The sequence below is a fragment of the Enterocloster sp. OA13 genome, from assembly GCF_022440595.1.
Classification (GTDB): domain Bacteria; phylum Bacillota; class Clostridia; order Lachnospirales; family Lachnospiraceae; genus Enterocloster; species Enterocloster hominis.
Genome location: NZ_JAKNTF010000001.1, coordinates 1,267,153 through 1,293,554, shown reverse-complemented (window position 1 = coordinate 1,293,554; position 26,402 = coordinate 1,267,153). Strand labels below are relative to the sequence as shown.

The following is a 26,402-nucleotide window of genomic DNA, read 5'->3' as shown; positions in this document are numbered from 1 at the left end:
AAAAAGCTCCGGAATCCTTCCCGGAGCCTGATATATCATCAGTATGGACCTCTATTCTTCTTCTAATTCATCCTCGCCTACAAGCTCGTCATATTCCTGGGCATCTAAAAGCTCGTCAAAGGCATCTGCCACAGCCTCATACTCATCATCGTCCTCGATGTTGTCCAGGGCAGGTTCCCCGTCCTCTGTCTCGCTGTAGCGGTAAAGATAGACTTCCCCTTCCTCTGAATCAGCGCCTTCAACCGGGAGAAGGGCAATATATTCACGCTCCCCTGCATTGAAAATGGTCAGTACCACACACTCCACCTCTGTGTCATCATCCAGGGTGAGGGTAACGGTCATCTCCTGCTCTTCCTCGTTTAAGTTCTTCTCATCTGCCATATTATGATTCCTCTCTTAATCTGCTTTCTTTAAATTGTGTATCTATTCTTACACTCTATCAGACTCACTGGAAAAATGCAAGAAAATATTCGCTCTAATATTCAATCCCCTCACGTGCAGATATCCCCTTTTCAAAGGGGTGCCTGCGCATGACCATTTCCGTGATATAGTCTGCACATTCCATCAACTCATCGGACGGTCCCCGTCCCGTCATGATGACCTCCAGGCCGCCGGGTTTGCCGCGAAGCATCTCAACCACCACATCTTCATGGACAAAACCCAGGCCGCAGGCGCCGATGACCTCATCCAGCACCAGCATGTCAAACCCGTCAGCCCCATCCTGGCCCGCTGCCATTTCCCATGCCATCCGGAACAGGTTATTGTAATATAGGGACGCCGCCTTCCTCTGGACATCTGACATTTCCCAGGAAAATCCGAAATTCTCATCGCAGGGAAGCAGGGTGATGCCAGGCACATGGCCCAGGCCCATCACTTCCCCTGAGTCATCTGTTTTCAGGAAACGGGCAATCAGCACCTTTTTCCCGCGCCCCGCTGCCCGGACCGCGCTGCCGACGGCTGCTGTGGTTTTTCCTTTGCCGTCCCCGTGATATATATGGATAAGACCCGTCATTGTCCCACCTCCTTAACAAACCGCGATACTTCCTGCTTTTTGTGGTACCGCTCTTTTACATAGTACACGTGAAGCCGCTCCTTTGCCCTTGTCATGGCCACGTAGAACATCCTGCGCTCTTCCTCCAGATCCTGGTCCAGCACGGCCTTGTGATGGGGGGTTATCCCCTCATTGGCATCCAGGATATAGACCACCCTGAATTCAAGGCCCTTGGAGCTGTGCATGGTCATCAGGCTGACGCCTTGTTCCGGGCCGTTTCCTCCCTGGGCCTGTTTTAACAGCTGCTCCCTGTAGGCGTCCATGTGGGCAAACCAGGCCTCATATGTCTTAAATCCTCCTGCGCTCTCCTGAAGCTGGTCCAGCACTTCGAACAGCTCCTCCACCTTCATCCTGCGCTCCCCCGCATATTCCCTGAGATATGAATCATAATCCACGGCCTTTCGGATATAGTTCACGGCCGCTGCAGGGGACATGCTTTTAAGCATGAGCAGGTCATACTCCAACTGCTCAATCCTGTCTAACATCCAGCTCTTGTCCTGGTAAAAGGATTTCACCGCTTCCCAGTCCACGGTCTGGTGCTCCAGGGCATCCCGGCTTACATAACGCTTGGGACGGTTGATAATGGAAAGGATATTGGCCCTGCCAAGGTCCCCTGACGCAGCCTTAATGTAGGACAGCACGTTCTTCACGATCCAGTGGTCATAAAGGTTGGGCACCGTGTCGCGCATGCTGAAAGGGATATTGTACTCCATCAGCTTTTCTATGAGAAGCCTTGGCCCCATGTTCGTCCGGAAAAGCACTGCCATGTCCTGGTAGGCAATGCCCATGGATGCATAGTCCCGCAGCTCCATGGCAATTGCCAGGCTTTCATCCATGGGCTCAGGCCACTCCCGGATATCGACGGGCCTCCCCGGCCCCCTGGCTGCCTTTATGTCCTTTTCAAACCGTGTCCTGTTGTGGGCAATCAGTCTGCCGGCCGCCTCCACGATCTGGCGGCTGGAACGGTAATTGGTGTCCAGAAGAAGCCGTCTGGCATCCGGGTAATCCCGCTCGAATCCCAGCATGAGTTCGGGCCTGGCGCCCCTGAAGCGGTATATGGACTGGTCATCGTCACCCACAATGAACAGGTTGTTCTCAGGCAGGGCCAGCATTTTCACGATCTCGTACTGGATCCGGTTAATATCCTGGAATTCATCGATTAGTATGTACTGGTATTTGTCCTGCCATGCAGAAAGGATATCCTGCCTCTCCGTAAAAAGCTGGTGGCACATGACCAGCATATCATCAAAATCCAGAAGCCTGTGCCGCCTCAGCTGTTCCTCGTATCCGCTGTACAGCTGCTTGAATACTTCCTCTGGGCAGTTTTTTGCGTAATAATGGTCCAGGTCCATCATCTCTCCCTTGACCATGCTGATCTCGCTGAGGATGGAGGATATGAATTCCCCCTCATCCTCCACCTCCAGGCCGCAGTCACCTAACTGTGCCTTTATGAACTGTATCCTCTGCTCTTCCCTTACAATATTGGACGCCTGGTAACGGTAGGCAAGTTTAAGAATCAGAAAAAAGACAGAATGGAAGGTTCCGAAGGAAACCCTGCCGCATCCTGCCTGGGTCATCTGTTCATACCGCTCCTTCATCTCCCTGGCCGCCGCCCTGGTAAATGTTATCACCAGGATATGGGACGGGTCAACTCCGGCTTGCTCCGTAAGATAACGGACCCGGTTGGTAATGACTGTGGTTTTGCCTGAACCGGGTCCTGCCAGAACCAGCATAGGGCCCTGCCTGTGCCGGATTGCTTTTTTCTGTGTATCGTTAAATGCCATCGCTGATTTTCTTTATGCCTGCCCTCAGTCTTGACAGGGACTCCTCTTTGCCAAGTACCTCCATGATTTCCGTGGCCCCGGCCGGTGTCATCTGCCTGCCGGAAACAGCGGTGCGGATTGGCCACATGACATAGCCTGTCTTGACGCCGTTCTCCTCCACATACCTGGATAGGACAGCGTAAAGGGCATCATTGCTGTAATCCTCCTGGGCCTCCAAAACAGGAAGCAGGTCCGTAAGCACCTTCAGGGAGGTCTCACTGTTGGTCTTCATCTTCTTGTGGGTGTACATGGCAGCATCGTACTCCGGCAGTTCCTCAAAGAAGTCAATATGTGCCGCAATGTCAGGGAATACTTCAATCCTTGTCTTGACCATGGCTGCTATCTTTCTAAGGTCCAGGTCCTTTTTGATCACGGACCTGATGTACGGCTCCGCCATCCCGTAAAACTTCTCAAAATCCATGGCCTTTATATACTCGCCATTCATCCACTTAAGCTTTGTCATGTCAAATACAGCCGGGGACTTGCTCATACGGTGATAGTCGAATTCCTTCACCATCTCCTCCAGGGAAAAGATTTCCCGGTTGTCCTCGGGCGACCATCCAAGAAGGGCCACATAGTTAACCACTGCCTCTGACAGGAAGCCCTGTTCCAGCAGGTCCTCAAAGGAGGAATGGCCGCTCCTCTTGCTCAGCTTGTGGTGCTGCTCGTCCGTAATCAGCGGACAATGTACGTAAACCGGGACCTCCCAGCCAAATGCCTGGTAAAGCCGGTTGTACTTGGGCGAGGAGGACAGATATTCATTGCCCCTTACCACATGGGTTATTCCCATCAGATGGTCGTCCACCACATTGGCAAAATTGTAGGTGGGGTATCCGTCCGACTTAATCAGCACCATGTCGTCCAGCTCAGAGTTATCCACCGTGATATCGCCGTAAATCTCATCGTTAAAGGTGGTGGTTCCCGTGGTGGGGTTGTTCTGGCGGATGACATAGGGCAGGCCCGCTTCCAGGTTGGCCCTGATTTCCTCCTGGGACAGTCCCAGGCAATGCTTGTCATATGCCATGATTTCCTCGCCCCCCACTGTCTCCTTAAGGGATGCAAGGCGCTCAGGGGTACAGAAGCAGTAATATGCCTCCCCCTTATCAATCAGCTTCTTTGCATATTCCAGGTAAATGCCGGATGCCTGGCGTTCACTCTGGACATAGGGACCCACCCCGCCGTCCTTATCCGGGCCCTCGTCGTGGATTAATCCGGTGTCCTTAAGTGTCTGGTAGATGATCTCCACCGCGCCTTCCACATAGCGCTCCTGGTCTGTATCCTCAATGCGGAGAAGGAAATCCCCGCCCTCGTGTTTTGCAATCAGGTAAGCATATAATGCCGTCCTTAAGTTTCCCACATGCATCCTTCCGGTTGGGCTGGGTGCATATCTTGTCCTTACTCTGCTCATCTCTTATCAGTCTCCTATATTTTCCTTATTCCTGGAAATGCTCTGTCATTCCCGGTGATGACTCATAAAACACATTATATAACGAAGGCAAAAAAAAGACAATGCCTGATTTTACCCAGGCACTGTCCGGTTATACTGCATATCTGATGGAATCCTGCTACGGATTTACTTAAAAGATGCGTTCTCCAGATCATCCACAAACTTATCCATGTCAGAAGGCATCCATGAAACCTTCTCCTTGCCGCTTACTTCCACTTTCATCTTCTCGCACTTAACGGTAACGTCAGTGGTTTCTGTTGTCGGCTCCATTTCGCCAAACTTCACAACTACCTGCTTGATCACATCCTGCATCAGGGCCATGGTTGCTTCCTCATCCCCTGTCATGAGGGCTGTCAGGGTCTCCTCATCCATATTGGTCTGGATTTCGGTCATAAGGTCGGTCATGATCTGATTCATGTCATCGCTGGAATAGCCTGTTACCTTAAGGACAACCGTTGTCTCATCCTTGCCCTCTTCCTGGATCTCAGCTGTATAGCTCAGCTTATTCAGAAGCTTGGACATGGTGTCGGACATTTCCTTGATCTCATCGTCCGTAAACTCGATGCCCATGCCGGAAAACTCATTCTTGAACATGTCAGACATATCCTCATAGTCATCAGAAAGCAGGGAAGCCCTTACGTCATCCTCAGATGCAAAGCCAAGCAGGTCCTTGACAGGAACTGCATTTTCCTTAACAGTCAGTTCATACAGCGCTCCTACTACCTGGTCTGCCGGTACTAGCTTGCTCTGGCATCCTGTCAGCGCGATGCTGCAGACCATCATCACAGCCGCAAGCAGCACTGCCAACTTTGTTCTCATGTTTTTCATAGTTACTTTTTCTCCTCTTTTTTATTGCTATTATCAGAGATTAGTTCTCTGGTTTAGCCTCTTCCTTTTTTCCAGCCAGGTCGCTTGGCCTCATGGTCAGGTTAATCCTGCCCATCTTGTCAACCTCGGTTACTTTTACCGTAACCTCGTCGCCAATGTTAACCACATCCTCTACCTTACCCACACGCTTATCGGACAGCTTGGAAATGTGTACCATTCCGTCCTTGTTGGGGGCAAGCTCAACGAACGCGCCGAAGTTCATGATACGGACCACCTTGCCCTCGAATACCATGCCGGCTTCTATATCCGTAACGATTCCGGTAATGATGGTGATTGCCCTGTCAATCATGGCCTCATCGGTACCGCATACGTTCACGGAACCATCATCGGTAATGTCAATCTTGACACCGGTTTCTTCAATGATCTTATTGATGACCTTGCCCTGCTTTCCTACCACATCGCCAATCTTCTGTGGATCAATGGTAATCTGCTTGATCTTCGGGGCATACGGGCTTAAATGCTTCCTTGGCTCGGAGATGACAGGCTTCATCACGTCGTCCAGGATGTGCATCCTGGCTTCCCTTGTCCTGGTTATCGCCTCTTCTATGATAGGTCTTGTAAGACCGTGGATCTTAATGTCCATCTGGATGGCAGTGATACCGTTCTTTGTACCGCCCACCTTAAAGTCCATGTCGCCGAAGAAATCTTCCAGGCCCTGGATATCGGTCAGCACAAGATAATCGTCATCCGTGTCACCGGTTACCAGGCCGCAGGAGATACCGGCCACCATCTCTTTGATGGGAACGCCGGCCGCCATCAGGGACAGGGTAGAGGCACAGATACTTGCCTGGGATGTGGAACCGTTGGATTCCATTGTCTCGGATACGGTACGGATTGCATATGGGAATTCTTCCGCGCTTGGCAGCACCGGGATCAGCGCCCGTTCCGCCAGCGCGCCATGGCCGATTTCGCGGCGTCCCGGTCCCCTGCTTGGCTTTGTCTCGCCAACTGAGAAGGATGGGAAATTATAATGGTGCATGTAGCGTTTGCTGGTTTCATTCTCATCCAGTCCGTCAATCCTCTGGGCTTCAGAAAGAGGCGCCAGTGTGCAGGCGTTGAGGATCTGGGTCTGTCCGCGGGTAAACATGCCTGAACCATGTACCCTTGGCAGAAGGTCAATCTCTGCGGCCAGGTGGCGGATTTCATCAATGGCACGGCCGTCAGGACGCTTGTGGTCCTTAAGGATCATCTTGCGGACCGTCTTCTTCTGATACTGGTAAACAGCTTCGCCCAGGACTGCCAGCCACTCTTCGTTCCCAGCAAATGCCTCCTCCAGACGGGCTGTGATTTCAGCAATGTTCTTCTCCCTGGTCTGCTTGTCATCTGTAAATACAGCAGTCTCCATCTCTACCGGAGGAACAATCTCCCTGATTGCCGCAAACAGTTCTTCCGGAACCGCACAGCTTTCATAGGAATGCTTTTCCTTGCCGCACTCAGCAACAATGGTGTCGATGAATCTGATGATTTCCTGGTTCACCTCATGTGCCTTGAAAATGGCGTCAATCATCTTCTGCTCCGGCACTTCGTTGGCGCCAGCCTCAATCATGATGACCTTCTCCCTGGTGGAGGCAACGGTCAGGGCCATGTCGGATACCTGCTTCTGGGCAGCCGTGGGGTTGATGACGAACTCACCGTCCACAAGGCCGACCTGTGTGGTTGCACATGGTCCTGCAAACGGGATATCGGAAATGCTGGTTGCAATGGCAGAACCCAGCATGGCTGTCAGCTCAGGGCTGCAGTCCGGGTCAACGGACATCACGATGTTGTCCAGGGTCACGTCATTGCGGTAATCCTTCGGAAACAGGGGGCGCATGGGACGGTCAATGACACGGCAGGTAAGGACGGCGTTCTCGGATGCCTTTCCTTCCCTCTTATTGAAACCTCCGGGAATCTTGCCCACAGAATATAACTTCTCCTCATATTCCACGCTCAGGGGGAAGAAATCAATGCCCTCCCTTGGCTTTGAGGATGCTGTGGCGGTTGCAAGAACCACGGTGTCGCCATAATGCATGAATGCTGCGCCATTGGCCTGGGCCGCTACCCTGCCGATTTCTACGGTCAGCTTGCGTCCGGCCAGGTCCATACTAAAACTTTTAAACATACTGGTGTCTCCTTTTCTTTCTAAAAAAATAATGAATTAATGTTATGACGGAGACAAAAAAGATGCCGAAACTACTGATCTGCCCGCCGGACACCGGCAATAGCCGGAACCTTTATCTGTCCTAACCATCCTGCGGGTACATCAGCGGTCTCGGAGTATCTCTCCTGTCCGCCCATTCCGGTAAAATGCCGCAGATACCAAGGCATCATACCGTATTACTTCTCCCATGTTTGAAAAGCAAATATAGGGTGGAGTCCCCTCCACCCTAATCTTCAGAATTACTTTCTGATACCAAGCTTCTCGATTAATGCACGATATCCTTCCAGATCCGTTTTCTTCAGGTAATCCAGAAGACCCCTTCTCTGTCCAACCATCATCAGAAGACCTCTTCTGGAATGATGATCCTTAGGATTCTGCTTTAAATGTTCGGTCAGTTCGGTAATCCTTTCTGTCAGGATAGCGATCTGAACCTCAGGTGAACCTGTGTCACCAGGCTTACGGCCATACTCTGCAATGATCTGTGCTTTCTTTTCCTTGGAAATCATGGTAGTTCCTCCTTAAAATAATTAGTCTCACCGCAAACCAGGCAAATGGCTGGAGTAACCAGTTAACCGGGCATCGGCGTAATCTCATGCCGACTCAGTATAACACGATCGCGGACAAATGTAAACCGGTAATTTCATTCCGGCCATATGTTTTCATTTGACCGGTTTCTTTTGGCCTATTTTCATTCCAGCGGTTTCCTTCCGCCCTCTTCCTAGCGTCCCGCCACCTCAATCTCCGGGTGCCTCTCAAAATACCCTGCCGCAAACTCCTTGTCCATCTCAATCCTATGCTTCAGCTCTTCCAGGGATGCAAACTTCTGTTCCGGCCGGTCAAAGGCCAGGAGCTGGACCTCGATGGTATCCCCGTATATATCCCTGTCCAGGTCAAAGATATAAGTCTCCACCCCCACAGGATACTGCCCCTCTACCGTCGGCTTCTTCCCTATGTTGGTGACCCCGCGGTAATAGACATTGTCCACCAGGACCCTGGATACATAAACCCCGAACCGGGGAAGGCGCTTGATGGCAGGCGGTTCTAAGTTGGCGGTGGGAAATCCCAGGATGCTGGAACCGATGTGGTTGCCGTGGACTACTTTCCCATGTATGGAATAAGGCTCCCCCAGCAGCGCATTGGCCTTTTCCACATTTCCCTTCTCCAGCTCTTCCCTTATATAGGTGCTGCTGATATCGCGCATATGGTCTTTTTCCTTTTCAATCACATGGAGATGGTATCCCAGCTCCTTTTCCATGTGTTTCAGGAGTTCTGCATTGCCCGCGCCCTGATAGCCAAAGCTGCAGTCCGGCCCAACCACGATCTCCCTGGCGCCCATGCGGCCCGCCAGTATATCCTTCACGAAATCCTCAGGCATCATGCGGCGGATTTCTTCATTAAACGGATATTCCACCAGATAATCAATCCCCATCCGTTCCATATTGGCGCGCCGCTCCATGTTGGTGGTTATCACGGTCTGGGGCTGGCCGGACATCTGGGTCAGGGGCGCGATGCTGAATGTAAAGATGGCCGTGGGATAGCCCAGCTCCTGCTTCAGTTCCTTCATGGTGCGCAAAAGCTTCTGATGCCCCCTGTGCCTTCCGTCAAACTTACCCAGGGTGACAATGGTTGGCTCCTCTATCTGAAATTCCGTGGTGTCTGTTATATACCTCATCCTGCTATTCCTCATTTTCCTTCAGTATGGTGTCAAACATGATGGTATCAGGTACGCTCCGGGGCAGCCAGGAACATTTTCCACGGCTTCCACCAGTGTTTGCCGTCCTGATACTCATACACACCCACAAAATGTCCCTTGCTGTCATACATCCTGAATCTCAGGCCGTCCTCCAGCCCGTCAAGGCAGCCGTCCCCGGCATCCAGCTGGCCTTTAAAGCAGGGATTGCCATTATAAAGGAAGGCGTCCGCCTCCGGCAGAGCCTTCAGCACGGCATAGCCCTCAAGGGCTGTTTCCACCGGAAGGATGCATGTATCCAGCCTGCCCTCATCCCTTATCGTTTCTATCTCATCCAGCCGGAGGCTGTCTTTTATGTCAAAACGGTCCACCCTGGTGCGTGTCAGATGTTCCATGCACCCGCCGCAGCCCAGCTTCCCTCCGATGTCATGGCACAGGGTCCTTATGTAAGTCCCCTTGGAACAGGTAACGGTCATCCAGACCCTGGGAAGTTCCACCCTGTCCACACGGATTTCGAGGATCTGGACCCGTCTGGCCTGGCGTTCCACTTCCTTTCCTGCCCTGGCAAGCTCATACAGCTTTTTCCCATCCACCTTAAGCGCTGAATACATGGGAGGAATCTGGTCATAATCCCCCTTAAATCCCAGCACGGCTTCTGTCACGGCCACTTCATCAAGTCCCATGGCCGCCTGATGCCGGTCATCCAGGACCTGTCCCGTCGTATCCTGTGTGTCGGTGGTCATCCCCAGCAGCAGGACTGCCTCATATGTCTTGGTACGGTCCGTCAGCATGTCGCAGAGCCTGGTGCCCATGCCAAGGCATACGGGAAGCACACCCTCGGCCGCAGGGTCCAGGGTTCCGGTATGTCCGACTTTTTTCTGCTTTAAAATTCCTCTGAGCCGGGCTACCACATCGTGGGAGGTATAGCCCGGCTCCTTATATACATTCATGATTCCATGGTACATAGTCTCAGTCCTTTTATCCTGTCCACGCCGCCTTCTTATAAATCCAGCTGCCTGGCTATGTGCTGGGACAGGTTATTGATTACATCATGGATGCTTCCCGACATGGTGCATCCGGCCGCCCTTACATGGCCGCCGCCGCCGAAGAAGGCAGCAATCCTGCTCACGTCCACATGGCTCTGTGAGCGCATGCTGACCTTGAATTCCTGTGCGCCTGACTGGTAAAGGAAAATAGCCACCTCCACGCCCTCCGTCAGCCGCAGCTGGTCGATGATCCCATCCATATCCTTGCTGTCCACACCGTAAAAATCCATCTCGTTCTGGCGGATTGCACTGAATATGCAGCGGCCGTCAAAAAATGTAACGCTTTCCAGCAGGGCCCTTCCCAGGATCTGGTTCTGGATATATGTTTTTTTATAAAAGCTGTTATCAATGATGGAGCCGAAATCAATTCCTTTGGCCATCAGCTTTCCCGCTATCTCCATGGTCCTGGCGGAGGTACAGGAGTATTTGAACACGCCTGTGTCGTGGATGATTCCTGTGTACAGGCATTCAGCAACCGTCCTGTCAATCTTCTGGCTGTCCAGCTGGCCATAAAGGACCTCACAGGTTGAGCTTGCACCGTCTTCCACCAGATTGGTGTCCGCAAAACGTGTGTTGGTCACATGATGGTCCAGGCACAGGCTTTTGCCTGCTGATTCCAGGATGCAGGCAAATCCCCCCAGCCTTCCAAGGTCACCGCAGTCCAGGCAGACACAGAGGTCCACGGCCTCTTCGTCCGCCTGGTGGCGGATTTCCTCAAAGCCCCGGAGATAGCCGAATTTGCCTGAGGCTTCCTCCAGGTAAACGGCTGCGCGGACAGCCGGATAATTAAGCCGGAGATAGTTATACAGTCCCAAGGTAGAGCCAAGGCAGTCCCCATCAGGACGTATATGTCCTAAAATTGCTACGGAACCAGTACCTTCTAACATCTGTTCAAGAATTGTCATCAGCTCTCCTCCTCTTCACCATCCTCATCCGGTCCTTCTTTATCTTTAAGGTCCTTTGTGACCTCATCGATGAGTTTTGACATATTGACCCCATACTCAATGGACTGGTCCAGAATGAATTTAAGTTCTGGTGTATTGCGCAGGTTAATCCTTCTTGCCAGTTCCCTGCGCACGTATCCTTCCGCACTCTTTAAGCCTTCAATGGTTGCCTTTGCAGCATCCTCATTGCCCAGGACACTGATATAGGCCCTGCAGTATTTAAGGTCCGGCGTCACTTCCACGGAAACCACGCTGGTCATGGGATGGATACGCGGGTCCTTGATGCCTGTGCGTATGATCTCACTCAGTTCCCTGAGCACCTCCGCATTGATTCTGGTATTCTTTATGCTGTTCTTACGCATGAAACTCCTCTCTTATCTTCCAGGAAAGGACGTGACAGGCCGCAGCGCTTCCCGGCGCCGCATGTTGGAACGCAGCGCCAGGGAGTGTTTGAAAACTGCTTTCCGTCAGCTGTGCGTTCCACTTTGTGGGACGTACGGATGGCGGGAATGAATTTTCAAACACGTCCTAAGGCGTGGGGCCTGTCATCATCTGTATAGGCCTATCTGGGTACTTCTACCATGATGTAAGCCTCAATCTCATCATCTTCCTGAAGATCATTAAACTTCTCAAATACAAGACCGCACTCATAACCTGCAGCCACTTCCTTCACATCGTCCTTGAAACGCTTTAAGGATGCCAGCGGTCCCTCGAATATCTGCTCCGTGCCCCTCTTGATGCGGCAGCTGCAGCCTCTCTGGAACTTGCCGTCCAGCACATAGGAACCTGCGATGGTACCGATTCCTGACGCCTTGAAGGTCTGGCGGATAACGGCGTGGCCGATTACCTTTTCCTCAAATACAGGATCCAGCATACCCTTCATGGCTGCCTCCACATCCTCGATGGCCTGATAGATGACCTTGTAAAGACGGACATCCACTTTCTCCCTCTCGGCAATGGACTTGGCGGTTGCATCCGGACGGATGTTGAAACCAATGATGATTGCGTTGCTGGCGGATGCCAGGGAAACATCGGATTCATTGATTGCACCCACGCCGCCATGGATGACCTTAACCATTACTTCCTCGTTGGACAGCTTGGTAAGGCTCTGCTTCACAGCCTCCACGGAACCCTGTACGTCTGCCTTGATGATAAGCGGCAGTTCCTTTACGTTGCCTGCCTTAATCTGGCTGAACAGGTCATCCAGGGACAGTTTTGCTTTTGTATCTTCAATCAGCTTATTCTTGCCTTCTGAGATAAATGTCTCGGCAAAGCTTCTTGCTTCTTTCTCATTTTCAGTTGCCACAAACACTTCGCCTGCATTGGGCACATCGTTAAGGCCAAGGATTTCCACAGGTGTGGACGGTCCGGCCTCCTTCACACGGCGTCCCCGGTCATCCATCATTGCACGGATTTTTCCGAAGCATGCGCCGGCGGCAATGGTATCACCCACACGCAGCGTACCCTTCTGTACCAGTACGGTTGCAACCGGGCCCTTGCCCTTATCCAGCTCCGCCTCAATCACAAGGCCTCTGCCCTTACGGTTCGGATTGGCTTTCAGCTCCATTACATCTGCCGTAAGAAGGACCATCTCAAGAAGATCGGTGATGCCTTCCTTAGTATGTGCGGAAACAGGCACAAATATAGTGCTGCCGCCCCAATCCTCGGAAATCAGTTCATACTCGGAGAGTTCCTGCTTTACTTTATCCACATTGGCGCTGGGCTTATCAATCTTGTTGATGGCAACAATGATTTCAACCCCAGCCGCTTTTGCATGGTTGATGGCCTCAACGGTCTGAGGCATCACGCCGTCGTCTGCAGCAACTACCAGGATGGCAATATCCGTTGACTGGGCACCCCTCATACGCATTGCTGTAAATGCCTCATGTCCGGGCGTATCAAGGAAGGTGATCTTGCGGTCATTGATTTCGATGACAGATGCACCGATATGCTGTGTGATGCCGCCGGCTTCCCTTGCAGTCACATTGGTTTCGCGGATTGCATCCAGAAGGGATGTCTTGCCGTGGTCAACGTGGCCCATGACACACACAACCGGTGACCTGGGTATCATATCCTCGGAGCTTTCTTCATCCTCCTTAAGAAGTTCTGCAATCACGTCTACCTTTACTTCCTTTTCACAGAGGACGTCAAATTCCATGGCAATCTCCTCTGCCTGCTCATAGTCAATCTCCTGGTTCAGGGTTACGATCTGGCCCTTTAAGAAGAGTTTCTTGACAATGACAGAAGGCTGAAGCTTCATCTTATCCGCCAGCTCCCTGATGGTCAGCACATCCGGAAGGGTGATGGTCTTCACTTCATCCGCCTTTGCCTCTTCCTTTTTAGGCTGCGGCATGATAAATGCGCCCTTGCCTGTCTTCGGGACTTTCTTTCCGTCCTCTGTGCGGTCCCTCTTGTCATAACGGTCATTTCTATGTGCATTCTTGTTCTGACGGTTACTGGTTGGTTTAGCCTGGATGGAAGTCTCAAAGGATGGCTTGCTGTCCCTGGTTCCCGGACGGCGGCTGTCTCCTCTTACGCCTCTTGTATCCCTTGCATCCTTATCCTTGTCACCTGCATAACCGCCCTGTGGCCTTCCGCCGTAGCCTCCGCCCTGGGGACGGTTACCCTGATAGCCTCCGCCCTGGGGACGGTTGCCCTGATAGCCCCCGCCCTGAGGACGGTTGCCCTGATAGCCCCCGCCCTGGGGACGGTTGCCCTGGTAGCCTCCCTCGCGGTTGCCCTGATAGCCTCCGCCCTGGGGACGGTTACCCTGGTAGCCTCCCTCGCGGTTACCCTGATAGCCTCCGCCCTGGGGACGGTTGCCCTGGTAGCCTCCCTCGCGGTTGCCCTGATAGCCTCCGCCCTGGGGACGGTTGCCCTGGTAGCCTCCTTCGCGGTTGCCCTGATAGCCTCCGCCCTGGGGACGGTTGCCCTGGTAGCCTCCCTCGCGGTTGCCCTGATAGCCTCCGCCCTGGGGACGGTTGCCCTGGTAGCCTCCCTCGCGGTTGCCCTGATAGCCTCCGCCCTGGGGACGGTTGCCCTGGTAGCCTCCCTCACGGTTGCCCTGATAGCCTCCGCCCTGGGGACGGTTGCCCTGGTAGCCTCCCTCGCGGTTGCCCTGATAGCCTCCGCCCTGGGGACGGTTGCCCTGGTAGCCTCCCTCACGGTTGCCCTGATAGCCTCCGCCCTGGGGACGGTTGCCCTGGTAGCCTCCCTCGCGGTTGCCCTGATAGCCTCCGCCCTGGGGACGGTTGCCCTGGTAGCCTCCCTCACGGTTGCCCTGATAGCCTCCGCCCTGGGGACGGTTGCCCTGGTAGCCTCCCTCGCGGTTGCCCTGATAGCCTCCCTGAGAACGGTTGCCCTGGTAGCCTCCCTCGCGGTTACCCTGATAACCTCCCTGGGGACGGTTTCCCTGGTACCCTCCCTCATGGCTGCCCTGGCCTTCCTGGGATGTATGCTGCGGCCTTGCGGCCTCGCGGCTGTCAGGCGCATTCCCCTTATCTGCGGTCTGGGCTGCAGGCGCTGTCTGGGCTGCAGGGGTTTCTTTAACCGGCGCAGCCTCCGCTGCCTGGGCCTGAACCTGGGGACGTACCGGCTCCTGGTGCGGTGCCGGCGCTGCAGCCATCGTCTCAGTCTTTGGAGCCTGTGTCTGCTGCGGCTGTGGCTTTGGCTGCGGTTTTGGCGGTACCGGACGCTTAATCTGCTGCTGTGCATTCTGCGGGCGGAACACGGCTGTCAGCTTTTTCTTGGCCGGTTCTGCCTTGCCGGCTGACTCCGCAGCCTTGGATGCTTCCGGCTTCGATGCCTCTGTCCTTGGTGCTTCCGTCTTGGGGGTCTCCGTCTTAGGAGCCTCTGTCCTGGGCGCTTCTGCTTTTGGCGCCTCCTTTTTTGGTGCCTCTGCCTTCGGGGCAGCTGCTTTTTTAGGGCTTAATGAATTCCGCACAATATTCTCCTGATCCCTCGTCACATTCGATGCAGCGTACAAGGCGGCTGCGTTGTCTTTTTGTTTTATGATTTCCAATATTTCTTTACTGGTTTTACCCAGTTCATTTGCCAGTTCACTTACTCTCATTCAAACTACCTCCATTTATATTCATTAGTCCTGCCATTGACTTTGCGAACCCTGCATCTTCCACGGACAGGGATGCTCGAAACTCCTGCCCCATGGCGTGCCCCAGTTCATCCTTGGTACCAAACAGATAGATTGGGACTTTATAGTGAGTGCACATATTGGTAAACATTTTCTTCGTGTTGTCCGAAGCTTCCTCCGATACGATTACCATGTGTGACTTTCCGCTCTTAACAGACTTTTCCGTCGAAAATTCACCGCTGACCACCTTCCTGGCCCTTTTTGCAAGGCCTATCAGGCTTAACAGTTTTTTGCTATTTACCAAGCTCTTCCATCTCCTTTTCCAGAGTTTCATATACCTCTTTCGGAATCGCCATCTTGAAGGACCGTTCCAACCCCTTGCTCTTCACGGCCTTCTTTAAGCATTCCATTGATGGACACAGGTAAGCGCCTCTTCCGTTCTTACGGCCGGTGGCATCTAACATAATCTCATCTTCGGCGGTTTTTATGACTCTTATCATTTCTTTCTTGCTCTTCATCTCCTGGCAGCCAATGCACTGCCTGAGCGGAACTTTCTTAATACTCACTCACATCACTCCTAATCTTTTCAGAGTATCCCTAATCTCTCCACAACCTGTCTTATCGTGGAATTTCCTATTCCTGCTGGTTTCCGTCTTCCTGGTAGCCCTCTTCATATTCCGGATAGTTTTCTGTATCTTCTAAGCTGTCGTCCTCAAAGCTGTCTTCCTCGAAACTTGGCGCAGGGGTATCTCCGTACTGAAGCCCCATCTGCTCAAAAAGCCCCATCTCCCTTGCCTGGGTCTCGCTCTTGATGTCAATCTTGAATCCGGTCAGCCTTGCTGCCAGCCTTGCGTTCTGTCCTTCCTTGCCAATGGCCAGGGAAAGCTGGTAATCCGGCACGATTACCTGTGCCTCGCGCTCTTCCTCGTCCGCCACCACACAGATCACCTTGGCCGGGCTTAATGCGTTCTCAATCAGATAGGCAGGATTGTCATCCCAGTTAATGATATCGATTTTTTCACCCCTGAGTTCACTTACAATGGCGTTCACCCTTGCCCCGTTAAGGCCGACGCATGCGCCTACCGGATCCACGTTGGAATCATTGGATTTAACTGCAATCTTTGTCCTGGAACCTGCTTCCCTGGCAATGGCCTTAATCTCCACGGTGCCGTCACGCACCTCTGCAACCTCGGACTCAAACAGGCGCTTAACAAGGTCCGGGTGTGTCCTTGACACGGAAACCCTTGGTCCCTTCGGCGTGTCCTTAACCTCCAGCACATATACCTTGATACGCTCGGTCGGCCGGAAGGTCTCGCCCTTTACCTGCTCGCTCTCATTGAGGATTGCATCCACCCTTCCAAGGTTGATGCTTACGTTCCTGCCAAGATAACGCTGCACGATGCCGGTCATGACATCCTTTTCCTTAGTATAATACTCATTGTAAAGAACCTTACGCTCTTCCTCACGGATTTTCTGTAAAATCACATTCTTGGCATTCTGTGTTGCAATACGGCCGAATTTCTTGGAATCCAGCGGGATCTGCACCGTATCACCCAAATCATACTTGGGGCTCAGCATCTTGGCATCCGCCAGGCTGATTTCCATTATATCGTCTTCCACCTGCTCCACCACGGTTTTTTCTGCATATACAGCAAAATCACAGGTGTTGGGGTTTACCGTGACTTTTACGTTATCGGCTTTTCCAAAATGGTTCTTACAGGCTGTGAGCAGTGAGTTTTCAATCGCTTCAATCAGTGTGTCCTTGGCGATGTTCTTCTCCTTCTCCAACACTTCCATTGCCTCTAACAGTTCCTTGTTCATGTTTATCCTCCTATCCATGCCTGGGCATGTGAATTAACTATCAATGCAGTATCAGAAATCCAGTGCCAGCCGTATCAGGGCAATATCCGGCTTTTCAAATACCATCTGGCTTCCGTCTTCCATGGTCAGCGTCACAGTATTCCCATCATATGCACTTAAGGCCCCTGTAAATTCCTTCTGCTTATCAATCTGGCGGTACAGACGCACATCCACGTCCTTGCCCATGCTTCTGATAAAATCCTTTTCCTTTTTAAGGGGACGGCCAAGTCCCGGGGAACTGACCTCCAGGATATAGCTTTCATCAATGAAATCTTCTTTATCCAGCCAATCCCCAAGCTTCCTGCTGATGACCTCACAGTCATCCACTGCAATTCCGCCTTCTTTATCAATATAAGCCCTCAGATACCAGGTTCCTGCTTCCTTTACATATTCCACATCCACAAGCTCAAAATGATGTTCTTCCATCAGCGGCAGGAGGTAACGTTCCACCCTGCTCTCATAGTTTTCCTTTTTTCCCATTGCTACACCACCTTTCCAATCCGTACAGTATTGTATGAGCTCTACTCAAAACGAAAGAGTGGACCGGCGTCCACTCTTTATCAGTACTCTACATTAGTTATCGTATACACTATACCATCATGTTCTGGTAAATGCAAGCATTTTCAGGGATTTTATTGAAAATATCCCGTATTTTAGAGCATTGCACGTCCCTTGCACCAGGTCTGGAGCACACTGTAATCATCCTCCAGCACCACCAGGTCCGCGTCACAGCCCACTGCAATCCTGCCCTTGCGGTCATCCACCCCAAGGCATCTGGCCGGGTTGATGGTGCAGGAATTGACTGCCGTGTCAAAGGGCACCATGGCGTCCTCCACCAGGATCTTAAGGCCCCGGTTTAAGTTCAGCGTGCTTCCCGCAATGGTATCGGTCCCCTTAAGCCTTGCCAGGCCGTCATCGCCAATCTCTATGTCATGGCCGCCCAGCTGGTACTGTCCTCCCGGAGGGCAGTGCTTCGCCCTGAGGGAATCGCTGATCATGATGGAGTAATCCCTGCCCTTGGCTGTAAAGAAATTATTCAGCGCAGCCAGATGGGAATGACAGCCGTCGCAGATGATCTCCCCATATATATCCCTGACCCTGAGCGCGGTCCCCACCAGCCCCGGCTTGCGGTGATGGTATGGGGTCATGCCGTTATAAACATGGGTCATGGAGGTGGCGCCGTTGGCAATGCCTAACAGTGCCTGCTCATAGGTTGCCGCCGAATGTCCCATGCTGACCACCACGCCGTGGGTGGAACAGTATCTTGTCAGCGCATGGTCCGGATCGCGCTCAGGCGCCAGGGTAATATACTTAATCATCCCCCCGGCAGCTTCCTGGTACTTCTTGAACTGCTCCACCGAAGCAACTGCAATGGCCTCCGGCGGCTGGGCCCCCTTATACTCCATATCCAGGAAAGGTCCCTCAAAATGGATTCCCAGTATCTCAGCGCCCTCATATCCCTCTTTGGCCACGCGCGCCACATTGGCAACCGCCTTGGTGAGCACCTCGGGCATCTGGGTCACCGTGGTTGGAAGGATGGATGTGACGCCCTCTTCCGGAATCCGCTTCATCCAGTTGCGAAGTCCCTCCGGCTCCCCGTCGTTGGTATCAAAATCATAGGCGCCATGGGTATGGATGTCAATAAACCCGGGCAGGATCCTCTTATCCCCGTAATCCTGGTCCGCCGTACCTGCACCGTACCCGTCAATCCGCTTAATGGTCCCGTTCTCAATCTCCATCTGGGCCGCCATGAACTGGCCTGCAATCCAGACTCTCTTACCCTGAATCTTCATATCGCTTCTCCTTTTCCATATGATATTATTCTGTCTATAATTAACTTCCCTTATCACAAGTATAGCACACAAAAAATAATTTTCAATATTAAATCATAAATAAAAATATTTTCTTTTTATTTTATTTCCGGTGGCAGGCAGCAACACGGCAAAAGGCACGGAAACAGGCAGACCGCCTGATTCCGTACCTTTATCTTATACATTTAAAACTATTTTATTTTCATTTCATCCGAGAAGGGATGCAATCTCCGGGAACGGCCCCAGGCTTCGTTTCAGGATTCCCTGGGTATAGGCAATCAATATGCCATAATTGGTCATTGGGATTCCCTGGTCCCTCGCACACTCCATCCTGTACTTCATCTCCCTTTCATTAAGCATGCATCCGCCGCAGTGGACAATGAGGCTGTACCCGCTTAAATCATCGGGAAACCCTGTTCCGGATGTAAAATGGAACTCCGGTTCCACGCCGGTATACTGCCGAATCCAGCCAGGCAGTTTCACGGTTCCGATATCATTGCACTGCCTGTGGTGGGTACACCCCTCCGAAATCAGGATTTTATCGCCCGCGGCGATACCCTTTAAGGCCGCCGCCCCCTTTACCAAGGGCGCCAGATTTCCCTTATACCTTGCAAACAGGATGGAAAATGATGTCAGCAGGATATCCTCCGGCGTATCCTTTGCCACCCTTCCAAATACCTGGCTGTCCGTGATGACCATCTTCGGTTTCTTTCCCAGCGCCGGCAGCGCCTTTGCCAGTTCATCCTCCTTCAGTACAATGGAGGCCGCATCCGCTTCCAGGATATCCCGTATGGTCTGCTGCTGCGGAAGGATAAGGCGTCCCTTGGGCGCAGCCTTATCAATAGGCACCACCAGGACGACAAAATCCGATGGCTCCAGCAGATCCCCCACAATCCTGCGCCCGCTCTCCTGTACCTTCCCCAGGTCCGCCAGACATTCCTTGAGTTCATCAATGCCCTGTCCGGTAAGGGCGCTGACCTTGATTACGGGAAGGGAAGCCGGATATGGTTCCTGCGGTTCCCCGCCTGCTTCCACCTGCTTTCCCGGATTACACGGATCCTCAGCCGGATCATCCAGGTCCGCCTTATTGCAGGCAATCACACACGGTATATGCTTTTCCTGTATCCTCTTAAGAAGCGCCCGGTCCTCAGCCGCCATACCTTGGCCATGGTCCACCACCAGGACCGCCACATCCGTCTTATTAAGCACCTGGTAGCTCTTTTTCACACGCAGGCCGCCCAGTTCCCCCTCATCATCAATTCCAGGGGTGTCAATCATCACCACCGGGCCCAGGGGAAGAAGCTCCATGGCCTTCTGCACGGGATCCGTGGTGGTTCCCTTTACCCCGGATACCACGGCCAGGTCCTGGCCTGTGACAGCATTGAGCACGCTGGACTTTCCGGCATTCCTCCTTCCAAAAAATCCGATATGGACCCGTTCTGATGAAGGTGTGTCATTCATTCCCATATGTATCTGTTCCTCCTGTCCGTGTTCTGCATCATGTCCCAAAACATAAAATATCCCAAAACATAAAACAGGATACGCCAAAACAGGCGTATCCTGACAATTACGTTCAAGTGTACCCGCCTTCCCTCTCAGCCCTGCTTCAGGTCAGTCAACACATATTCTGTTCCCGTCTGTCCGCGGTATCCTGTTTTGGGAATATCCGCGCGGGCTGCTTTGCTGTAAGGGATACCTGCCAGCGCAGAAGCCTGTTTTTTCCATCTTACTACATATTCCCCCAGGCTGTCAATCCCCGTGGATAAAACGGCCTTTGGACACAGGAAGGAGAACGGTACTTGGACATCCTATAGACCACTGGCAGCCCATCCGGCCCCAGTCACAGACCACTCTCAAGCTTCTGTCTCTTAATCCCATGTTTCTGCGCAAATCCGGTAAGGATCATGGTCAGGGCGCCGTCGCCAGTCACGTTGCATGCGGTCCCGAAGCTGTCCTGGAGGGCGAAAATAGTTAACATCAATGCCGTGCCCGACTCATCAAATCCAAGGACACCTATTATCAGCCCCAGGGACGCCATTACCGTGCCTCCTGGCACACCGGGCGCTCCAATGGCAAATATGCCTAAGAGTGCACAGAATAAAACCATGGTCCCCATGGAGGGGATGAAACCGTAGAGTATCTTGTTCACCGTCATGACAAAGAATACTTCCGTCAGCACAGATCCGCACAGATGGATATTGGCAAACAGTGGAATGCCGAAATCCACCATATCATCCCGCAGGGGCGGCTGTGACTTCTTGGCACAGCGCAGGGCGACCGCAAGGGTGGCTGCGGAAGACATGGTACCTACCGCAGTGATGTAGGCCGGCCCGTAGTTCCGGATGACATCCAGGGGATTCGCTCCTGAATAGACACCGGCAATCACATAAAGCAGGGTCATCCAGATGAAATGTCCAATCATGACAATGATTACCACCTTTAAAAATACAGGCAGCTGTTTTGTAATGGTGCCTTCATATGATAAGGCGCAGAATGTAAATGCAATAAAAACAGGAAGCAACGGAATGACTACTTTTGTCACAATGGAAAGAACAATCTGCTGGAACTCCTCCAGGACATCCGTGATTACCTCTGCCTTGGTCCATGTAGCCGCCAGACCAAGAAGCAGGGAAAACACAAGGGCGCTCATGACCGGCATGATCTGGGGAATATCCAGCTGGAACACGATGTCAGGCAGTTTCTTAAGTTCCTCCACCTCAGAAATAATGGACAGATGAGGAATCAGGAAATAGCCTGCCATCATGGCAAACAGCGCAGCACCGATTGACGAGACATATGCAAGCGTAACAGCAACCCCAAGCATTTTTGATGCGTTATTGCCCAGCCTTGTAATCGAAGGGGCAATGAAACCAATAATGATTAACGGAACACAGAATACAATAATCTGATTCAATATGTACTTAACTGTTACAATGACGTGCATAAGACCATCGCCGCAAATCTGTCCGACGATGATACCGAGGATAACACCCAACAGTAATCGGAACGGTAAACTACCTGTTATTTTTTTCATACCTAATCTCCAATCATGATTTTAATTATCTCCTCGTTGGTCTCCTTCATTCCTTCCTTTCCAAGCCTGCCAACATTCTTAAGTGTTTCCTCCACACCCTTTGTCACGATGCCGTCTCCTCCATAGAACTGCTGACCGCGGATATACATGTTATAGCCCAGGATCCCTGCATCAACCGCCGAAGCAATCTTGGCTGCGCAGGACGCCTTTGCACCGTCACAGACAATGCCGGATACAATGGCAAGGGCATTGACAACCGTATGTACGATTTCCTTGTAGCTTCCGCCGCACAGATAAGCGATTCCTGCTCCTGCCCCTGCCCCTGCGCTGACCGCGCCGCAATATGCGGATAATCTTCCGATTGGCGTTTTCTGATGAATGGCAGTAAGGTTAGACAGAGCCAGCGCCCTGTATTTCTTCTCCTCAGTGACCTTCAGCTCCTCAGCATATACAAGGACCGGTACCGATGCCGTAATCCCCTGGTTCCCGCTGCCTGAATTGATGATGACCGGCAGTTCGCAGCCGTTCATCCTGGCGTCGGAACCAGCTGCCGCCATGGCCTTTGCCCTGGTGCGTACATCATTGCCTGACATATCAAGCAGCACCTTGCCGATGTTGGCGCCGTAGTTCCCCTTGATGCCCTCCTCTGCAATGGCCATGTTGTAGGAAATCTGACGGTCCAGGACCTCCTTGATGTCCGCAATGTCAACCGTGTTGATGAAATCCCAGATATCTTCCATATTAAGAAGGCTTCTGTCCGTCAGGCCCTCCTCGTCCTCTCCGGCCACTTCTATCTGTTTTAAAACCTCCCCGTCCTTTTCAACCAGTACGACATTGGTATGATAATTGGCGATACGCACCTTTGCATAGGAACTTCCTTTATACAGTGTCACGATGATGTCAAAGGTGATGCCATTGTCAACATGTTCCACCTCAATGTCGGTATTCCCTATAAATTCCTTCATCTGCGCAATCTGCTCCGGTGTCACCTGGGCAATTACCTCCAGCTCCTTATCCGGGTCACCTGCCACGATTCCGGCTGTCGCCGCGGCCGGGATTCCTTTTAAATGGTCTGTATTAGGAACAATCACGGATTTCACGTTCTTGATGATACTTCCGCTCGCCCCGATAACCACCCTGTCCGGCAGATCCCCCAGTACTTTTCTGGCCAATGCAGCGCCATAGGCCAGGGCAATGGGCTCCGTACATCCCATGGCAGGAAGCAGTTCCTCCTTCAGTATCTGAATATACGCGTTGTACTTTACATTGTCTTTTTCCATGATATTTGATTCCTTTCTTTTTTTGACTGATTTTTGGGAAAATAGTCATTATTTGGTATTGATTTCTCATTAAGCTTAATGTACCATAAAAACAAATGGTTGTAAAATTTAATGTTTTTATGATATAGTTTAAAAATTTTTATAGAAAAATCAATTTAAAAAGGACGTATACTATGGAATTACGAGAGATTGCAACATTTCTTCAGGTAGCTCAGTTAAAAAGTTTTTCAAAAGCAGCCAAGCAGCTGGGATATTCCCAGGCCGCTGTCACCATCCAGGTCAAGCAGCTGGAGAAAGAGCTGAATGTCCACCTGTTTGACCGCATTGGCAAACAGACCACCTTAACCCATCAGGGCGTTGTGTTCTTTGAACATGCGGCCGCCATCATGCGGGATCTGGAATGCGCCAGGGATGCCGTGACGGAAGCCACGGAACTGACCGGAAGCCTGTGCCTTGGCACCATTGAGTCCATCTGTGCATCCATCTTCCCCCCTCTGTTAAAAGAGTACCACCGTCTGTACCCACGGGTTAACGTAAGCATCATCACCGATTCCCCAGGTACCCTGCTGGACATGATGAACAGCAATGCCATTGACATCGTGTATTTTCTAGACAAGCGTATGTATGACGACAAATGGATCAAGGTCCTGGAAGAGCCTGAGGACATTGTATTCGTATCCTCCGTAAAGCACCCATTTTCCGGCCGGAAGGACCTGGACCTGCCCCAAGTCATTGGACAGCCCTTCATCCTGACTGAGAAAAATGCAAGCTACCGTTTCATACTGGAGCAATACCTGGCAGCCCAGGACATGACCATCCGCCCTTTCCTCGAAATCGGGAATACGGAATTCATCATCAACCTGCTGCGGGCCAATATGGGCGTCTCCTTCCTTCCCAGGTTTACCATCCTCTCCGACATTGAATCCGGCTGCCTGGCGGCCCTTAATGTGAAGGATTTCCACATGCAGACCTGGCGCCAGATTGTCTACCATAAGGATAAATGGGTGACCCGTGAAATGAATGCATTCATCGAATTGGCCGGGACATTCCTTCCTCCCGCCCCCGGCAGGTAAATCCGCCATCCATCCTGCAGGACCATTCCTATGCCGGTACGGCTGCAGTTTTTCATCCAGGAGGATATATTATAAGTATATTATGGAAAATAGGGAAGGTGAACCGAAAAGAGGAAAATTACATTTTTTAAAATCCTTGAAAATCATCCCCTTCCGTACTTTACATTTCAGGACATGTGTTGTTATAATGAAAGTTATACAGTACACATTTTCATATGAAAAAATGTTATATTGCAGGGAGGACAATCATGGAGCAGAACCTGTCACAATACAAGATATTCTACGAGGTGGCAAAAGCCGGGAATATTTCCAAGGCTGCCAAGGAACTCTATATCAGCCAGCCAGCCATCAGCAAGGCCATCAGCAAGCTGGAGGACAGCCTGGGGCTGTCCCTTTTCACCCGCAGTTCCAGAGGCGTACAGCTTACAGCGGAGGGGGAAATCCTGTTTGAACATACCAGGGAGGCATTTGATGCCCTGGACCGCGGGGAAATGGAGCTTAAGCGGATCCAGGAATTTGATATCGGCCATCTGCGCATCGGCGTCAGCAATACCCTGTGCAAATATATCCTGCTCCCTTACCTGAAAACCTTCATCGACCAATACCCGCACATGAAGGTAACCATTGAGAGCCAGTCCACGGCCCTGACCCTGACCCGCCTGGAACAGCAGAAGATTGACCTGGGATTGGTTGCAGAGCCTTCGGTGCGCAGGGATCTTGCGTTCATACCTGTGATGGACATACAGGATATCTTTGTCACCACCCCGTCCTACCTTGAAAACCTGTATCTAAGGGAAGGCAGGGACACCAATATTTTTGAGACCGGCAACATCATGCTCCTGGATACCAGCAACATGACCCGCCACCATGTGGATGAGTACATGTCGGATAACAACATACTGCCGCGCCAGGTCCTGGAAGTGACCACCATGGACCTGTTGATTGAATTTGCAAAAATCGGCCTTGGAATCGGCTGTGTCATAAAGGAACTGGTGCAAAAGGAGCTGGACAACGGCTCCCTGGTGGAGATACCCCTGGAGATTCCCATCCACAGAAGGACCATCGGCTTTGCGTACCACCCTTCCAACCAGGCCATGGCACTCAAGACATTCCTGGAGTTTTTATATTGACGCATTGCCGCTTGCCGGGGGACGTCATTGACCATATGAAAACAGCCTTGCCAATGCGGCAGGGCTGTTTTTATCATCGACGGCAATATGATGCAGTGGGTTCCCGGATTCAGGAAGGCGTGCAAAAGTATCCGTCATAATCCGGTATTCTGCCGGAAAGTCCTTACTGTATCTGACTTTATTGCTATCTCAAACCATTTATTCAATACTTCAAGATTCTTCTGGGACAGCACATGTCTTCTCAAACCAGCCGGCACATCCCCCAGATGGTCAAGGAATGCCAGAATCGCCTCTGCGATTCCTTCCGCTTTTCCTTCCGCTTTTCCTTCCGCTTTCGCTTCCGCCTTCCACTCCTGTTTTGATTTTTCCATTTTTTCAGCAAACAACTCGTTCAATGCATCACACATTTCAATCCCCTCCTCGTATACATTCCAATTTGCCCGGACAATCAAATCCATGGCAGCGCTGTACAAGGGATCTTTATCCTTTCCCTTGTATTCCTTTGCCAGAACCTCAATATCATCCTGCCTTCCAAGATTCCCACACAGTCTGCTCAGCCATATATTTTCCAGCTTTGACAACTGATTCTGTACCACGACCTGCGTGGGGAACATCAAACCGGACACATAGTAAATACCCGGAAAAACCTCTTCTACCCCAGCGGAATACCGGGCTTTTAAAAAACCGATCAGTTTCCTTGGGTAATGGAATCCTATGAAGGATACGGTCAGGTCATCCGGTCGTATCTCCTGCTCACGTTTTGTATTTGACTGCAGGACACCGGTATATCCCATCACCTTATAGAAATCATTGACGCTAAGATAATCCCCGGGGCCTTTGTATTCCATCACATTATACTGCCTGAAAATCCGGCCGATATTCTTCCTAACGGCCTGGCCCGGTATCTTTTTTACCACCAGCGTATCAATCCTCAGAGGTTTTTCCGTGAGATTATACTCCTTCAGAAACTGGAGGCAGTCCTGGTCCTCCTCCAATTCAATCTGCAATATGGCCTGGAACGCACAGTGCCACTGCAGTGGTTTGTTGACCATCCTTCCTTCTCCCTTCAATTATAATGGAAATACTGCTTTTTTT

General features: G+C 51.7%; 23 protein-coding genes. 2 read left to right on the top strand and 21 right to left on the bottom strand.

The features are described from left to right. Positions 1 to 51 precede the first annotated feature (51 nt). The 20 genes from MCJ35_RS05645 to MCJ35_RS05550 all read right to left on the bottom strand — a co-directional run bounded on the left by MCJ35_RS05645 (position 52) and on the right by MCJ35_RS05550 (position 23,104). Entirely contained in the window at positions 52 to 381 is a 330-nt protein-coding gene (locus MCJ35_RS05645) for a DUF1292 domain-containing protein (protein ID WP_008723049.1), read from the bottom strand. A 94-nt stretch (positions 382 to 475) separates the two neighbouring features. Then, on the bottom strand, positions 476 to 1,012 hold the full coding sequence (locus tag MCJ35_RS05640) for a cob(I)yrinic acid a,c-diamide adenosyltransferase (RefSeq protein ID WP_025482563.1): 537 nt from the start codon (positions 1,010 to 1,012) through the stop codon (positions 476 to 478). Then, complete coding sequence (locus MCJ35_RS05635) at positions 1,009 to 2,835, bottom strand: ATP-dependent helicase (RefSeq protein WP_025482565.1); 1,827 nt, start codon at positions 2,833 to 2,835, stop codon at positions 1,009 to 1,011. The genes MCJ35_RS05640 and MCJ35_RS05635 overlap by 4 nt, the downstream gene beginning before the upstream one ends. After that, positions 2,825 to 4,282, bottom strand: a complete 1,458-nt coding sequence (gene gltX / locus MCJ35_RS05630; protein WP_008723043.1) for a glutamate--tRNA ligase — start codon at positions 4,280 to 4,282, stop codon at positions 2,825 to 2,827. The genes MCJ35_RS05635 and gltX overlap by 11 nt, the downstream gene beginning before the upstream one ends. Positions 4,283 to 4,447: 165 nt before the next feature. Continuing rightward, entirely contained in the window at positions 4,448 to 5,149 is a 702-nt protein-coding gene (locus tag MCJ35_RS05625; protein ID WP_008723041.1) for a hypothetical protein, read from the bottom strand. Positions 5,150 to 5,189: 40 nt separating this feature from the next. After that, positions 5,190 to 7,310 (bottom strand): polyribonucleotide nucleotidyltransferase, encoded by a 2,121-nt coding sequence (locus MCJ35_RS05620; RefSeq protein WP_008723039.1) that lies wholly within the window; start codon positions 7,308 to 7,310, stop codon positions 5,190 to 5,192. 278 nt (positions 7,311 to 7,588) lie between these two features. Further along, the gene (gene rpsO, locus MCJ35_RS05615; protein ID WP_002569329.1) at positions 7,589 to 7,855 is read right to left on the bottom strand and encodes a 30S ribosomal protein S15; all 267 of its coding nucleotides are present in this window, start codon (positions 7,853 to 7,855) and stop codon (positions 7,589 to 7,591) included. Positions 7,856 to 8,067: 212 nt separating this feature from the next. After that, positions 8,068 to 9,021 carry a bifunctional riboflavin kinase/FAD synthetase gene (locus MCJ35_RS05610; protein WP_025482569.1) on the bottom strand — a complete coding sequence of 318 codons (954 nt, stop codon included), beginning with the start codon at positions 9,019 to 9,021 and terminating at the stop codon, positions 8,068 to 8,070. Between the two features lie 47 nt (positions 9,022 to 9,068). After that, positions 9,069 to 10,004, bottom strand: a complete 936-nt coding sequence (truB, locus tag MCJ35_RS05605) for a tRNA pseudouridine(55) synthase TruB (RefSeq protein WP_240299387.1) — start codon at positions 10,002 to 10,004, stop codon at positions 9,069 to 9,071. Between the two features lie 35 nt (positions 10,005 to 10,039). After that, on the bottom strand, positions 10,040 to 10,990 hold the full coding sequence (locus MCJ35_RS05600; RefSeq protein WP_008723023.1) for a DHH family phosphoesterase: 951 nt from the start codon (positions 10,988 to 10,990) through the stop codon (positions 10,040 to 10,042). Continuing rightward, a complete protein-coding gene (gene rbfA / locus MCJ35_RS05595; RefSeq protein ID WP_008723021.1) occupies positions 10,990 to 11,391 on the bottom strand; it encodes a 30S ribosome-binding factor RbfA in 402 nt (133 codons plus the stop codon). Before rbfA ends, MCJ35_RS05600 begins: the two co-directional genes overlap by 1 nt. Before the next feature lie 200 nt (positions 11,392 to 11,591). Then, entirely contained in the window at positions 11,592 to 15,101 is a 3,510-nt protein-coding gene (infB, locus tag MCJ35_RS05590) for a translation initiation factor IF-2 (protein WP_240299386.1), read from the bottom strand. Beyond that, positions 15,088 to 15,453 carry a L7Ae/L30e/S12e/Gadd45 family ribosomal protein gene (locus tag MCJ35_RS05585; protein WP_420361333.1) on the bottom strand — a complete coding sequence of 122 codons (366 nt, stop codon included), beginning with the start codon at positions 15,451 to 15,453 and terminating at the stop codon, positions 15,088 to 15,090. The genes infB and MCJ35_RS05585 overlap by 14 nt, the downstream gene beginning before the upstream one ends. Next, the gene (gene rnpM / locus MCJ35_RS05580; RefSeq protein WP_008723014.1) at positions 15,413 to 15,685 is read right to left on the bottom strand and encodes an RNase P modulator RnpM; all 273 of its coding nucleotides are present in this window, start codon (positions 15,683 to 15,685) and stop codon (positions 15,413 to 15,415) included. Before rnpM ends, MCJ35_RS05585 begins: the two co-directional genes overlap by 41 nt. A gap of 67 nt (positions 15,686 to 15,752) precedes the next feature. Then, on the bottom strand, positions 15,753 to 16,940 hold the full coding sequence (gene nusA / locus MCJ35_RS05575) for a transcription termination factor NusA (protein WP_025482573.1): 1,188 nt from the start codon (positions 16,938 to 16,940) through the stop codon (positions 15,753 to 15,755). Positions 16,941 to 16,991: 51 nt separating this feature from the next. Then, positions 16,992 to 17,459: a ribosome maturation factor RimP gene (locus MCJ35_RS05570; protein WP_008723010.1), complete on the bottom strand. Its 468-nt coding sequence runs from the start codon at positions 17,457 to 17,459 to the stop codon at positions 16,992 to 16,994. Between the two features lie 173 nt (positions 17,460 to 17,632). Next, positions 17,633 to 18,772 (bottom strand): N-acetylglucosamine-6-phosphate deacetylase, encoded by a 1,140-nt coding sequence (nagA, locus tag MCJ35_RS05565; RefSeq protein ID WP_008723008.1) that lies wholly within the window; start codon positions 18,770 to 18,772, stop codon positions 17,633 to 17,635. Between the two features lie 225 nt (positions 18,773 to 18,997). Next, complete coding sequence (hydF, locus tag MCJ35_RS05560) at positions 18,998 to 20,257, bottom strand: [FeFe] hydrogenase H-cluster maturation GTPase HydF (protein ID WP_025482574.1); 1,260 nt, start codon at positions 20,255 to 20,257, stop codon at positions 18,998 to 19,000. 373 nt (positions 20,258 to 20,630) lie between these two features. Beyond that, on the bottom strand, positions 20,631 to 21,824 hold the full coding sequence (locus tag MCJ35_RS05555; protein WP_025482575.1) for a dicarboxylate/amino acid:cation symporter: 1,194 nt from the start codon (positions 21,822 to 21,824) through the stop codon (positions 20,631 to 20,633). Positions 21,825 to 21,826: 2 nt separating this feature from the next. Next, positions 21,827 to 23,104: an L-cysteine desulfidase family protein gene (locus MCJ35_RS05550; RefSeq protein ID WP_008723002.1), complete on the bottom strand. Its 1,278-nt coding sequence runs from the start codon at positions 23,102 to 23,104 to the stop codon at positions 21,827 to 21,829. 173 nt (positions 23,105 to 23,277) lie between these two features. Here MCJ35_RS05550 and MCJ35_RS05545 point away from each other — a divergent pair, with 173 nt between their 5' ends. Both MCJ35_RS05545 and MCJ35_RS05540 read left to right on the top strand, forming a co-directional pair. After that, positions 23,278 to 24,177 (top strand): LysR family transcriptional regulator, encoded by a 900-nt coding sequence (locus MCJ35_RS05545; RefSeq protein WP_025482576.1) that lies wholly within the window; start codon positions 23,278 to 23,280, stop codon positions 24,175 to 24,177. Positions 24,178 to 24,425: 248 nt separating this feature from the next. Then, positions 24,426 to 25,307 carry a LysR family transcriptional regulator gene (locus MCJ35_RS05540; RefSeq protein ID WP_025482578.1) on the top strand — a complete coding sequence of 294 codons (882 nt, stop codon included), beginning with the start codon at positions 24,426 to 24,428 and terminating at the stop codon, positions 25,305 to 25,307. 134 nt (positions 25,308 to 25,441) lie between these two features. Here MCJ35_RS05540 and MCJ35_RS05535 read toward each other — a convergent pair whose 3' ends face one another. Beyond that, entirely contained in the window at positions 25,442 to 26,359 is a 918-nt protein-coding gene (locus MCJ35_RS05535) for a hypothetical protein (protein WP_025482579.1), read from the bottom strand. Positions 26,360 to 26,402 lie beyond the last annotated feature (43 nt).